The following is a 12159-nucleotide window of genomic DNA, read 5'->3' as shown; positions in this document are numbered from 1 at the left end:
CCTTTTTGATATTGCTTTGCATAGTGGATATATCATACTATTTCATCATTTTAGTAATTTTATCGAAATCTAATGAATCACCATCTTGAATAATAGATTGTACTATTTTATCCTCAAGCTCTTGCGTAATTTGTCTTTTGGATATCTTACTTACACGTCGTACAATTTTTCTTACTTGTTTTTCATTTGTGAAATCTGCATGTTGAATTGCATTTGCTAATGCAAAGATTTCCTCCATTGATACCCCAGTTTTTTGTTCAATTGAATTAAAAAACCCGCGGTGCATGTTCCCCCTCCTATCAGTTAAAATTTTATTTTTTTCCACCGTTGTTTTCATACAAAACATTTAACAATGAGTGAAGGCTTTAAACTTTATTCAGATAATGGGAACTCTGAAGAAAAGCTAAAGCCTTTTATCTACTGTCACATTTAATCAATTATTGCGTCTGCGATGTTAAATTACATGAAAGTAGCGCCGACAATAATTAGAAGAATGAATAGGACAACAATTAGGACAAATGTTGAGCTATTGCCATGACCACAATAGCCGCCGTAGTAATCGCCTCCACAATAACTAGCGTTATAACTACCCATATTTCCTCCATACTGTTGTGCGCACCAGCCTTGATATCCCATAAAAATACCCCTCCCTTCTACAACCTATAATATGTTTCGTTGTAGAAATGGGTGGGGTATTCGTCTAGTCAATATTTCCTTTTGGTTTAAAAATTAAAGCTCCGATAAAGCCAAACACTATAGCAGCACTGATTCCTGCACTTGTTACTTCAAACATTCCACTCAACACGCCTACAAGACCGTGTTTCTCTGCCTCAGCCATTGCACCATGCGTTAATGAATTGCCAAAAGATGTAATAGGTACTGTTGCACCAGCACCTGCAAAATCAATTAGAGGTTCATACAAGCCCATCCCGTCTAAAATTGCTCCCACTACGACTAGCGTACTCAATGTATGTCCGGGTGTTAATTTACCAACATCCATTAATAATTGACCTATAACACAAATAATGCCTCCTACAATAAATGCAAATACAAATGACATAACCATAGCTTTTACCTCATTTCATTGTAATTTCAATTGCATGTGCCGTACATGGAATTGTTTCACCCTGTTGAAACGAAAGCGGGGACAGTAATGCTCCTGTTGCTACAAGAAGTACTCGCTTATAGGTACCTGCTCGCATTTGTTGGATCACATAACTAAAAAAAATTGCTGCCGAACAGCCTGCACCACTTGCACCAGATTGGAATGATTCATCCTGTCCATAAAATTCAGCACCTGCATCACGTAAAAGTGTTAACTCCTCATTCTTTACGCCACTTTCAACAAGCATTCCTTTTAGAAGTTTCAAGCCAAGTTGACCTAAATCACCGGTTAAAATTAAATCATAATTGTATATTTTTTGATTACGCTGCTCTAAATGTGATTGAATCGTTTGAAAAGCAGCTGGTGCCATTGCTGCACCCATATGAAACGGGTCATCCATACCATAATCAATTGATTTTCCAACTGTTGCTGCTTCAATAGAAGGATATTCCTCATGATGCTTCCCAATTAGCGCATAACCAGCAGCTGTTACCGTCCATTGAGCAGTTTGAGGTTTTTGCGAGCCATAATCGACTGGATAGCGGAATTGTCGTTCAACTGCATTGTGTTGACTAGATGCACCAGCTAGCGAGAAATTTGCGGCACCTACTTCTGTTAAAAGGCTCGCAACGATTACTGAAGAAACAGAGGTAGCACACGCAGAGAACAATCCAATAAAAGGAATAGCTAAATCTCTAGCTGCAAAATTGGTCGGTGTCATTTGATTGACTAAATCCCCACCCATAAAGTAATCAATGTCCGAATTTTTCACGCCAGCTTTTTTCATGGCAAATTCACAAGCCTCTTCAACCATTTTTCGATGACCCTGTTCATTTGTTTTCATTTCCCAACGCTCGTCATCATAAGTCGCATCAAAATATCGACTAAATATACTACGTTTCTCTAGCGGGCCTGCTACCACACCACCCGCTAGTAAGGACGGTTTCGATTGAAAGACAATTACCATGAAACCACTCCTATCGCCACAAGAATATATTTAATAAGGCCAACAAAAAAAGCAGATACAACACCAAATAATACAACTGACCCCGCTAATTTAAATAAATTTCCACCAACACCAAGCACTAATCCTTCAGATCTATGTTCAATGGCAGCTGAAATCACAGCATTCCCAAACCCTGTAACAGGTACAGCCGATCCAGCTCCAGCAAATTGACCGATTCTCTTATATAAACCAAAGCCCGTTAAAATCATGGCGAAAAACACCATTGTTGCAACTGTCGGATTTCCTGCTGTCGCTTCCGTAAAGTTAAAGAAAATCATATAAAAAAGTGAAACAGCTTGTCCGATTGTACAAATAAGACCTCCTACAAAAAAAGCCTTTGCAACATTCTTTAAGTAGGGTGGCTTCGGTGTGACATTTTGTTCTAGTTTTTTATATTGCTCTTTCTCCATTTATGACTCCTCCTTTGCAAGCTCTTTCAATTCCTTAATTTTATCGCTCAGTTTATTATCTTCAATTTTATCCTTTTTTATTTTATTGGCTTCATAAAATATTTTATAATCAGCTGAGACCAAAACGTCTTTGTTTGGATATTTTTCATCAAATTCCTTTTGCAACTTTTTCTCAAATTTAGCCTTTTTCCACTTATCCCATGGTTTAATTTGAACTGCTACAAGCATACTATCGTCATATTGGATAACCGTTGTTTTATCAACAAAGTCATGTTCTTTTAAAATGGCTTCAACTTCCTCTTCATTTTCCGGTGAACCGTAGACAATAAATTTTTCTTTCTCATTGCAACCACTTAAAAGCGACATACTAACTAATAGAGGTAACATTATTCCTAATAGCCTCAAGGTTTTACCCTCCTTTTCTTTACAGTTTCTCCTTAGATAAAAAAACTATTCACCTAACAAGATATACGAAAGGCGAAAGCCCGTGTCCATTTTTCATGGGTACATATTGTATAAGTAGTAACGAGGAAAGGAGGTGACAATATGGGTTGTGGCAAGCCAACAAATCCTATTGGACCAATCCATTCAGCAGGCTGCGTTTGTGACGTAGTACGCGCTATTTTAGACATTCAAAATCAAGCGGTGAGAGAAGAATGTCAACCATGTACAGCTAACTGTTTCTTAGAACCACTTGGAGGCATTGTAAGTCCTTCACGCTCTCATGCAGATACACGTGTATTCATGTTAATTACCAAAGATGGTACTCCTTTCAAAGCATTCTTTAATTCTCCAACAGCAGATCCATGTATATGTACATCAGTATTTTTCCGTGTAGAAGATATGTTTGATGAGTGCTGCGCTACTTTGCGTGTTTTAGAGCCTTTATGTTCATTTGACTCTAGTGAAAGTACAGTAGACCTATTAAGTCGTGATGGTTGCTGTGTCAACATGAAAAAAATATGTAAAGTAGATGATTGGAATCCAACTGAGAGCTGTATCACTGTAGATTTATCATGTTTCTGCGCTGTACAATGTATTGCTGATGTTGACTTAGGGATTTGTAACTAATCTTTTCTCCTTTGACACACTACACATAAAAAAAGTGTACAGCATCCTCTGCTGTACACTTTTTTCATAAGGTAGGTAATTGTTTGCCTCGCCATAATATGTGCGCTATATCCTCAAAATAGATAATCTCTTGTGTCTTTAATTCTAAAGAAGTAAGCATCAATGAATCAGTCTGTACATCCGATGCATTACCGTGTAATTTCCTACCATCTTTCAAAGATATTACTAACGGTTGATAGGCTTTTTGTCGAAACGGCTTTTCTAAAAATTGAAGTTGCTTTAGTAAATACGGATCTATTAGTAATTCCTCTACCACTTCTTCTTTTTCTTCCATTTTTTGTTCATTGAAATAGCCGTCCTTTACATACACTGATGTACTTTCACTCAAATCAAGTTCATGTAGCACCTTAGAGATATTTAGAAAATATTGTGGTGATTTTATAAACAAGCGTGGCTCTCGATCCACATTACTCACTTCCCTTTTTTCTTACAATATGCAAAAGAAAGGGATTTGGTTCTTAGCCTATCTGACTTAAAAAAACTGTCGCTAAACCTAAATAAATTAAAATACTTGTAATATCATTTAATGTTGTAATAAATGGACCTGATGCAACAGCCGGATCAATTTTCAAGCGATGCATAAGCAGTGGGATAAAAGAACCTGCAACTGTAGCCACTAAAATAGAACCACATAGCGCTGCACCTACCAGCATTCCAAGAATAAGCTCTTGTTTCCAAATATAGACGATGCCGATAACAATCAGCCCACAAACAATTCCAGACATTAAGCCTGTTCCTGCTTCACGTAGTAGTAATTTGAGCTTACTATGATCCTCGACGTCTCCTGTCGCAATTCCTCGAATAGCTACCGCTAGTGCCTGAGTTCCACTATTCCCAGAAGTACCTGAAATAAGAGGGATAAACACCGCAAGTAACGCTACTTGTTCTAACGTTGCTTCAAACTGCCCCATCAAATTTGCTGTTAACATTCCTAAAAATAGTAATATGACAAGCCATGGTAAGCGTTTTTTAGCTGCTTGTAACGAAGTCGTATCAAATTTATCCATATCGGAAATACCCGCTAATTTAGAGTAATCCTCCGATGCTTCCTCATCAATAACATCAATAATATCGTCGACTGTGATAATCCCTAGTAATTCTCCCTTATCGTCGATAACTGGAGTTGCTAAGAAATTATAGTCCTTCATAATTTGAGCAACCTCTTCTTGGTCATCCCCTGCATGCACCATCACAACACGTTCATTCATAATTGAACGTATAAGTGTATCTTCATCAGCAATAATTAAATCGCGAAGTGAAATAACGCCTGTTAATCGATGTGCTTCGTCAACGACAAAAATATAATAAATTGTTTCGGCATCCGGCGCCTCTTTTCGTAAAATCGCCATTGCTGAACGCACAGTAGAATTTTCTGGGATCGCTACATATTCTGTCGTCATGATGGAACCGGCAGTATATTCATCGTAGCTTAATAGTTCATTAATTTCTTCAGCTGTTTCCTCATCCATCATGCCTAAATAGCTTTCACGTTGCTCTGTATCCAACTCATTTAAAACGTCTGCTGCATCATCTGCATACATATGAGAAAGCATTTCTGCACCATATGACGGAGCCATCTCAGCTAGGTACGCTGTGTACTCATCATCATCTATTTCGATTGCCTCAAAAATATCAGCCATTTCCGTCGGAGACAAGAACGAATAGATGATCTTCCTTATATCAGGTTCCACCTTCTCATAAAACGTTGCCTGATCATACGGATGAAGCTCTAAAAACTCATCGCGGAATGCGTCAATATCATGTGCTTCGAGCATTTCTCGCAAACGTGCCTCGTCGAATTGCACATCATCCTTTTCATTTCTTTCCTCTATCATGCTTGTCCCCTCCTTTCGAGAATCAATGCTTTCGGTACAGAAAACATTTGCTGAAATAAGTTAAATCATTGATACGGACAATGCCGTAAATCTACCTTTTATATAATAGAGTGTATTGTACCTTTTCTGCAAACCCTTTTTTTAATTCCTAATAACCTGCGACATTGCCACAATCTAATTGGATAAATCTGCGTATGAATATTTCTATTTTCCACCTTTGCTGAATAAAAAATGGCTAATAACCAAAAGTTGGAGAAGAAATTTATTATAACGTATGCCATGTAAATGAGTTGATTGGAGTGGAGACTGGGCGACTCCTTGGGGATCAGCGCAAGAGGAACGAAGGCTAAGAGCATCACGTCCTGTGATAACGCCTTCGTGACCAACATCGTGTAGGCCCGAGACCCTGCAGCGAAGCGAAGCGGCTCATCGGACGCCCCCAGGAAGCTCTGCTCTGCGCGAAAGCGAAGCGTCAGCGGCAAAGCGCCCAGTCGGAACGGAAATCAACCCCACGTTATGGTAATGTACCTAAAAAACCCTCTACTTTACTATACCCTACAATCACTTTCTTTTCTGTTACCGTGCTGCTAAGAAAACTTTCTTACTAGAGATAAAAAATGATAGAAGGAGATGCCCGTTTGTGCGAACATCTCCTTAAATATATAAATTAGTTTTCACAATTAGTGAACTAAAGACTGTTTAGATAGTCTTCGTCATAGTATAGTTTTTAAAAAATAAAATCTATACTTTAAGCTAAGGAGTCATTCAGTAATTGCTGCATATCTTCGTTTAAGTCACTTGTGAAGTGTAAACACTCACCTGTTAAGGGGTGGAGCATCTTTAAAGATACACAATGTAGGGCTTGTCTATTGATATGGTCGCGACTTCCACCATAAAGTGCATCTCCAACAAGTGGATGTCCCACATAAGCCATATGCACACGAATTTGATGTGTACGCCCTGTGTGTAACTTTAGTTGTATATGTGTCATCGGTTCATCATGTAAATAAAAGTGTCTTAAAACTGTCACATCGGTATGCGCAAATTGACCGTCTTCACGTACCTCTCGCTCAATAATACTCGTCTCTTTGCGTCCAATAGGAGCAATGATTGATTGTATATCTTGAGCTACATGTCCATGCACAATTGCTTCATATTGTCGAGAAATTTCTCCATTACGCTGTGCAAGCCCCGTTAAATGGTGGATATGAGCATGTTTAGCGATGCATAATAAGCCAGAAGTATCACGATCAAGTCTCGTGACGATATGGGCAGTAGACGCTAGACCTTGCTTCTGAAAATGACCACACACTAGATTAGCTACGCTAAGTGTTGGATGCTCTCTCGAAGGGATCGTACTCTGATGCGCTGGCTTATTAAGCACTAAAATAGCTTCATCTTCAAAAGTAATAGCGAGTTCACCATGTTCAACAGCAAGTCCTTCACTTTTTTCTTCTGGAGGGAATTTCACTTCAACTCGATCCCCAACGTGAAGAGGATGTCTAACATTGCGTTCGACATCATTCACTGTCAATAAACCTCCATCAAATTTAATAGCTGTTAAAGCTCGCTTGGAGATTCGCCATTCAGTTAAGGCTTCCCTTAGTAGTTGACCTTCCTTTTCTGCTATAAAATGCAGTGTAAACCTTGTATCCATCTTACTCATTTGCCACGAACGATTCATGGACTCGTTCCCAGAATGGGAATGGGCGGAAACGAGCAAAACGTACTCTTTCATTTGCTACATTAAAAGCAATCGACTTCACATCGCCTTGCGTAACTTGTAAATGATCAACCGTCATATTAAAGTTTTGATCATTAACTGGACGTAAAATACAGTGATGGTGGGCTGGTAAAATGAGTGGTGAACCAACTGTACGGAAGACACGGTTATTGATAGATGCTATTTCTGTAATTTGGAATGCAGCTAAAGTCGGGTGAATAATCGCTCCACCGAGGGCTTTATTATACGCTGTGCTACCCGAAGGAGTCGACACACAAAGTCCATCTCCACGGAAACGTTCAAACTGATTGCCATTTAACTCCACATCCATAACAAGCGTGACATCAGGTGATTTCACAGTCGCTTCATTTAACGCTAAATACGTATTGGACTCCGCATTATGATGCTCCACCTTCACCTCTAGTAATGGATACTCCACAACGTTAAAGTCTTTCTTAGCAATCGACAAAACAAGCTTTTCTAATTCAGATGGCTTCCAGTCCGCATAAAATCCTAAATGTCCCGTATGGATACCTACGAAGGCAACCTGATCTAGCAAATGAGAATATCGATGAAAGGCATGTAATAATGTTCCATCTCCTCCAATAGAGACTACGATTTCAGGCGATTCTTCATCATAAGTTAGCCCAAAATCCTGCAAATATGTTCTTGCTAGCTCCATTAATTCGTTCGATTGTGCATCTCTACGTGATTGAATGGAAAATTTCATTTTATGTCACGCTCCTTCTCTGATAGTAAATTAGGATTCGATGCTTCTTTGTACTCGCTAAAATAAGCTTGTGCTTCTTGAATCTCACTGCGAATGGACGACATTTCCTCATCCAATCGGAAGGCCGCCTCTGCAGCACTTTGAAGGCGGTTTTTTATTTCCTCTGGGAACATGCCTTTATATTTATAATTTAATGAATGCTCAATAGATGCCCAGAAATTCATAGCTAGTGTTCTTATTTGAATTTCAGCTAATACCAATTTTTTCCCTTGAATCGTCTCAACGGGATATTCAACAATCATGTGATATGAGCGATATCCACTTGGTTTATTATGTGTAATATAGTCTCGTTCTTCTACTACGCGCATATCTTTTCGTTGACGGATTAGCTCCGTAACTGTTGAAATATCATCTACAAATTGACACATAATACGAAGGCCAGCAATATCACCTAGCTCATCACCCAGTTGTTTAGAAGGCTCAAAGGAAAGTCCTTTTTCTAATGTTTTATCGTATATACTTGCTAAAGGTTTTACACGCCCTGTAACAAACTCGATTGGTGAATTTGCATTAACAATACCAAACTGCGAACGCATACCCTTTAATTTTACTTTTAACTCATCTACTGCTTGTTTATAAGGACTTAAAAATATTTCCCATTGTCCCATCACAAAAACCTCCCGACATTCGGTATCGAACAAAACCAACACCGTCTGTTCGTTTTGTCTTTTTATTCAGCGAGAATTGTCTTGAAGTGTTGTTCCACTGCTTGGACAAATTCCGCCCCGTAATTGTAATTTCCTTCAATATTATACACGAGCATTTCTAATTCATCGTAAAAATTGGTAAGTTCAATAACTTCTTCACCTAGTAGCAGCTTTGGATTTTTCTTTTTTTGTAAAATATGTACAAGTTGATCCCAACTACTCGGTGGAAAACGCAAGTAATGATAATTTTCTCCTGCATCAAGTAAATAAATAAACGCAAAGTCATCAGAATCTGCAATTAGTTGTGCAGCAGGTTTTAACTGTAAATTTTCATCAATGTCGTTTAAACTAAAATGAAGTTGCTCGTTTTCAAAATTCAATGTTTCTATTATATAAATTTTACGCACAGGCCGTTCCCCTTTTTTTCATACTCTTCCTCTTATTTTAGCATACAGGGTAAATAGTTGCAGTGTGTAAATATTAACGAATTAAACTTTTCTTTCTTCTAATCAACACATTTGAAAAAATTTAAACTAAACAGGTGATCATATATGGCACAACAACTTGAAATAGAATTTAAAAACCTCTTAACAAAACAACAATACGAGCATTTATTGCAAGAGTTCAACATTCCCGAAAATGCTATTCATCGTCAAACAAATCATTATTTCGACACACCTTCCCAAGCTATTCGGAAATTACAAAGCGGGCTCCGTATTAGACAAATCGACAAATATTATGAATGTACATTAAAAGAAAAAAGTGCAGAGCATGCACATTTAGAAACAACAGATGAAATAACTGCTGAGCAGGCAAACAAAATGCTTGTAGGAGAAGGTTTTTATGCCAAAGAGGTAGCAAAAAGACTAGCACTATTTCACATTCCTTTAGAAAATTTGGAAGTTTTCGGTTCACTGACAACGGATCGTGTCGAAATACCTTATAGAGATGGTCTTCTAGTATTTGACCACTCTTTCTATTTGCAGTGCGACGATTATGAGGTAGAATATGAATCAAAAGATGCAATAAAAGGAAATGCAATCTTCGACGAATTTCTACAGCAATATGGTATTGAAAAACGGTCTGCAGATAAAAAAATCGCACGTTTTATGCAAGCATTACAAATGGATAAAAAATAATACTAATAGCTTAAGAAAGGGTGACCAACTCCTTGGATATCCAATCAATCAGAACTTTACTTGAAATTCAAGCATTGCAAACACTAGGCTCTACAGAAAATTCATCGTCTAACAATCTTACAGACAGTAATTCTATGTTTTCAGACATGATTAGCGAATTGCTTGGCGGTGTAACAACTGCTAATAGTGCAAAATTGTCCAGTTTACTCGGAAGTGCATCAAGCGTCTCTTCATCGATCAACCAATTTAGTAGTTCAAATGAGTTGTTTGAAAACATGCAAAATAGTGGGTACCAATCATTGCTCTATAATGGTTCTAATGCCGTCTATATCCCTGATTCTGTACAGGCAGCATTAGCAAACACACAATCTAGTACAAAACTAGACACCTATGTTTCAGATAATGTCATTGGTTCAACAGCGTATGCTAATGCATTAACAGGAGCGAACCAATATGCTTCGATTATTGAAAAGGCAGCAGCTACATATAATGTACCCGAGAAACTTATCGCTGCCGTAATCAAGCAAGAGTCTAATTTTAATCCAACAGTGGTTAGTCACGCTGGAGCACAAGGTTTAATGCAATTAATGCCAAAAACAGCACAGTATTTAGGGGTTACTAACGCTTTTGATCCTGAGCAAAATATTATGGCTGGGGCAAAATATTTACGCCAAATGCTAGATAAATTCGATAATGATCCAACGTTAGCATTAGCTGCCTATAACGCAGGAGCTTCTCGCGTTACAAAGTATGGTGGCGTTCCTCCTTTCAAAGAAACACAGAATTATGTCAAAAAAGTGATGAATTACTATACTGCTTAATCGCATAATCACTGTTATTACAATCTTTTTCAGCAAATTTCACCCTCTGTGGTGAAATTTGTTCTTTTCTAGCGAAAAACAATTCCAAAGAGCGGTTTGTTTGTGTTAACGAAAAGACGTTGATAGAATGAAGGTAGTCACAAGAAATTCACATTTTTGAAGATGACCGAGTATAAAATTGTACTTTACGATATAAAGACTTGAAGGAGCATTTAACTTATGAGTAGAAAATACACTGTTCCTTATGAGGAGCTGGGAGCTGAAAAACTTTCAGAGCTAATTCATGCATTCTATAAAAGAGTTGCTCAGCATCCTGATCTTATTCCAATCTTTCCTGAAGATTTGACAGAGACAGCCCGCAAGCAAATTCAATTTCAAACACAGTATTTAGGTGGACCAAATCTTTTTACTGAGGAACATGGACATCCAATGATGCGTGCACGTCATATGAATTTTCCAATTACACCCGATCGTGCTCAAGCATGGCTCGAATGTATGTCCGAAGCAATGGATGAAGTTGGTTTAGAAGGGAAGTTCCGTGAAACTTATTATCAACGTTTAGTATTAACAGCTCATCACATGATTAATACACCAAATGACGATGAGGGGGAATTGTTACGTGAATAATATTCAAATGTTGCAAGCACCAACTCCTGAGATTTCTACTGCTAATAAGCCAATTGAATTGTATATTTTCGTAGATCCACTTTGTCCTGAAGCTTTTAATATACAAGCCATTCTTCGTAAATTACAGCTAGAGTATAATCATTACTTTACATGGCGCCTTGTGCTAAGCACAGAGCTTACCTCTTTAAATTGTTTAAGTAAGCGCGTAAAGGGGTGTGTATCAGGCATTGAACTCGACATAAATCACCCTGTTTTACCATCTATCGCTATTAAAGCAGCAGAGTTACAGGGCAAACGTGCCGGAGCGCGCTATTTGTCGAAACTACAAGAATATGTATTACTAAACCATCAAGATGTTAATTCCTATGCTACGCTGTTAAAAATTGCAGAGGATGTTCAATTAGACATGAATGAATTTTCTGTAGACTTTGGGTCGAAGGAAACAGCACGTGCCTTCCAATGTGATTTATATATGAAACGTGAAATGGAAGTTGATGAAGTGCCTAGCATTGTATTTTTCAATGAATGTATTGAAGATGAGGGACTTAAAGTTAGTGGTAGCTATTCCTATGACGTATATGAACATATTTTACAAGAAATGATGGATGAACAGCTTGTGCGTCAACCATTACCAACAATGGAAGAGCTATTTATAAGATTCCATACACTTTCAACACATGAAGTAGCTTTTATCTATTCTTTAACAGAACAAACAGCAGAACGCGAATTAAAAAAACGTATGCTACAACAAAAGATTGAACGAATTCAGACAGATGACGCTACATTATGGCGTATTAAATAATGCAATTATACTCTTATTCTAAAAAATAGAGAGCTTATCCGATAAGTCCCTAAAAATAAAGCAAGTGAAGAAAACTACTCGTTTCCTTCACTTGCTTTTGTTTGTTGTCCTAATAATTAACTT

At 37.8% G+C, this 12159-nt stretch carries 17 protein-coding genes; 5 read left to right on the top strand and 12 right to left on the bottom strand.

Features of this window, described 5'->3' with window-relative positions:
- Window positions 1-37: 37 nt before the first annotated feature.
- From ACVWXS_RS03085 to ACVWXS_RS03060, 6 genes are all read right to left on the bottom strand, one after another.
- Window positions 38-286 (bottom strand): stage VI sporulation protein F, encoded by a 249-nt coding sequence (locus ACVWXS_RS03085; protein ID WP_374963722.1) that lies wholly within the window; start codon window positions 284-286, stop codon window positions 38-40.
- A 173-nt stretch (window positions 287-459) separates the two neighbouring features.
- Window positions 460-636, bottom strand: coding sequence for a YjcZ family sporulation protein (locus ACVWXS_RS03080; protein ID WP_423470713.1), 177 nt, complete (start codon window positions 634-636; stop codon window positions 460-462).
- A 64-nt stretch (window positions 637-700) separates the two neighbouring features.
- Window positions 701-1060: a stage V sporulation protein AE gene (gene spoVAE, locus ACVWXS_RS03075; protein ID WP_374967608.1), complete on the bottom strand. Its 360-nt coding sequence runs from the start codon at window positions 1058-1060 to the stop codon at window positions 701-703.
- 16 nt (window positions 1061-1076) lie between these two features.
- A complete protein-coding gene (locus ACVWXS_RS03070) occupies window positions 1077-2072 on the bottom strand; it encodes a stage V sporulation protein AD (protein ID WP_456955955.1) in 996 nt (331 codons plus the stop codon).
- Window positions 2066-2521 (bottom strand): stage V sporulation protein AC, encoded by a 456-nt coding sequence (gene spoVAC / locus ACVWXS_RS03065; protein WP_368636966.1) that lies wholly within the window; start codon window positions 2519-2521, stop codon window positions 2066-2068. Before spoVAC ends, ACVWXS_RS03070 begins: the two co-directional genes overlap by 7 nt.
- Window positions 2522-2926: a hypothetical protein gene (locus ACVWXS_RS03060; protein WP_368636967.1), complete on the bottom strand. Its 405-nt coding sequence runs from the start codon at window positions 2924-2926 to the stop codon at window positions 2522-2524.
- A gap of 141 nt (window positions 2927-3067) precedes the next feature.
- Here ACVWXS_RS03060 and ACVWXS_RS03055 point away from each other — a divergent pair, with 141 nt between their 5' ends.
- The gene (locus tag ACVWXS_RS03055) at window positions 3068-3592 is read left to right on the top strand and encodes a CotY/CotZ family spore coat protein (RefSeq protein WP_368636968.1); all 525 of its coding nucleotides are present in this window, start codon (window positions 3068-3070) and stop codon (window positions 3590-3592) included.
- 64 nt (window positions 3593-3656) lie between these two features.
- On the opposite strand, the gene ACVWXS_RS03050 is transcribed toward ACVWXS_RS03055, so the two are convergent.
- The 6 genes from ACVWXS_RS03050 to ACVWXS_RS03025 form a co-directional block, all read right to left on the bottom strand.
- Window positions 3657-4058 (bottom strand): hypothetical protein, encoded by a 402-nt coding sequence (locus ACVWXS_RS03050; protein WP_456955952.1) that lies wholly within the window; start codon window positions 4056-4058, stop codon window positions 3657-3659.
- A gap of 52 nt (window positions 4059-4110) precedes the next feature.
- The gene (gene mgtE / locus ACVWXS_RS03045; RefSeq protein WP_223552874.1) at window positions 4111-5487 is read right to left on the bottom strand and encodes a magnesium transporter; all 1377 of its coding nucleotides are present in this window, start codon (window positions 5485-5487) and stop codon (window positions 4111-4113) included.
- Between the two features lie 748 nt (window positions 5488-6235).
- Window positions 6236-7144 (bottom strand): RluA family pseudouridine synthase, encoded by a 909-nt coding sequence (locus ACVWXS_RS03040; protein ID WP_456955950.1) that lies wholly within the window; start codon window positions 7142-7144, stop codon window positions 6236-6238.
- 1 nt (window position 7145) lies between these two features.
- Window positions 7146-7940, bottom strand: a complete 795-nt coding sequence (locus ACVWXS_RS03035) for an NAD kinase (RefSeq protein WP_068983440.1) — start codon at window positions 7938-7940, stop codon at window positions 7146-7148.
- A complete protein-coding gene (locus tag ACVWXS_RS03030) occupies window positions 7937-8608 on the bottom strand; it encodes a GTP pyrophosphokinase (RefSeq protein WP_368636971.1) in 672 nt (223 codons plus the stop codon). Before ACVWXS_RS03030 ends, ACVWXS_RS03035 begins: the two co-directional genes overlap by 4 nt.
- Window positions 8609-8670: 62 nt before the next feature.
- Window positions 8671-9054 carry a UPF0738 family protein gene (locus ACVWXS_RS03025; protein WP_368636972.1) on the bottom strand — a complete coding sequence of 128 codons (384 nt, stop codon included), beginning with the start codon at window positions 9052-9054 and terminating at the stop codon, window positions 8671-8673.
- A 144-nt stretch (window positions 9055-9198) separates the two neighbouring features.
- Here ACVWXS_RS03025 and ACVWXS_RS03020 point away from each other — a divergent pair, with 144 nt between their 5' ends.
- The 4 genes from ACVWXS_RS03020 to ACVWXS_RS03005 all read left to right on the top strand — a co-directional run bounded on the left by ACVWXS_RS03020 (window position 9199) and on the right by ACVWXS_RS03005 (window position 12036).
- Complete coding sequence (locus ACVWXS_RS03020; protein ID WP_368636973.1) at window positions 9199-9786, top strand: CYTH domain-containing protein; 588 nt, start codon at window positions 9199-9201, stop codon at window positions 9784-9786.
- A 32-nt stretch (window positions 9787-9818) separates the two neighbouring features.
- The gene (locus tag ACVWXS_RS03015; protein WP_456955946.1) at window positions 9819-10607 is read left to right on the top strand and encodes a lytic transglycosylase domain-containing protein; all 789 of its coding nucleotides are present in this window, start codon (window positions 9819-9821) and stop codon (window positions 10605-10607) included.
- Between the two features lie 219 nt (window positions 10608-10826).
- Window positions 10827-11234, top strand: a complete 408-nt coding sequence (locus ACVWXS_RS03010; protein ID WP_068983445.1) for a globin domain-containing protein — start codon at window positions 10827-10829, stop codon at window positions 11232-11234.
- Window positions 11227-12036 (top strand): DsbA family protein, encoded by an 810-nt coding sequence (locus tag ACVWXS_RS03005; RefSeq protein WP_456955944.1) that lies wholly within the window; start codon window positions 11227-11229, stop codon window positions 12034-12036. Before ACVWXS_RS03010 ends, ACVWXS_RS03005 begins: the two co-directional genes overlap by 8 nt.
- The last annotated feature ends 123 nt before the right edge of the window (window positions 12037-12159 follow it).

The organism is Lysinibacillus sp. TE18511 (assembly GCF_054062295.1).
This window is presented reverse-complemented; position numbering and strand designations above follow the sequence as displayed.

Bases quoted from the DNA above. Each gene is read 5' to 3' on its own strand.
- ACVWXS_RS03020 (WP_368636973.1), top strand. From the start codon at position 9,199: ATGGCACAACAACTTGAAATAGAATTTAAAAACCTCTTAACAAAACAA.
- ACVWXS_RS03085 (WP_374963722.1), bottom strand. From the start codon at position 286: ATGCACCGCGGGTTTTTTAATTCAATTGAACAAAAAACTGGGGTATCA.
- mgtE (WP_223552874.1), bottom strand. From the start codon at position 5,487: ATGATAGAGGAAAGAAATGAAAAGGATGATGTGCAATTCGACGAGGCA.
- ACVWXS_RS03070 (WP_456955955.1), bottom strand. From the start codon at position 2,072: ATGGTAATTGTCTTTCAATCGAAACCGTCCTTACTAGCGGGTGGTGTG.
- ACVWXS_RS03030 (WP_368636971.1), bottom strand. From the start codon at position 8,608: ATGGGACAATGGGAAATATTTTTAAGTCCTTATAAACAAGCAGTAGAT.
- spoVAC (WP_368636966.1), bottom strand. From the start codon at position 2,521: ATGGAGAAAGAGCAATATAAAAAACTAGAACAAAATGTCACACCGAAG.
- ACVWXS_RS03035 (WP_068983440.1), bottom strand. From the start codon at position 7,940: ATGAAATTTTCCATTCAATCACGTAGAGATGCACAATCGAACGAATTA.
- ACVWXS_RS03010 (WP_068983445.1), top strand. From the start codon at position 10,827: ATGAGTAGAAAATACACTGTTCCTTATGAGGAGCTGGGAGCTGAAAAA.
- ACVWXS_RS03055 (WP_368636968.1), top strand. From the start codon at position 3,068: ATGGGTTGTGGCAAGCCAACAAATCCTATTGGACCAATCCATTCAGCA.
- ACVWXS_RS03040 (WP_456955950.1), bottom strand. From the start codon at position 7,144: ATGGATACAAGGTTTACACTGCATTTTATAGCAGAAAAGGAAGGTCAA.
- ACVWXS_RS03080 (WP_423470713.1), bottom strand. From the start codon at position 636: ATGGGATATCAAGGCTGGTGCGCACAACAGTATGGAGGAAATATGGGT.
- spoVAE (WP_374967608.1), bottom strand. From the start codon at position 1,060: ATGTCATTTGTATTTGCATTTATTGTAGGAGGCATTATTTGTGTTATA.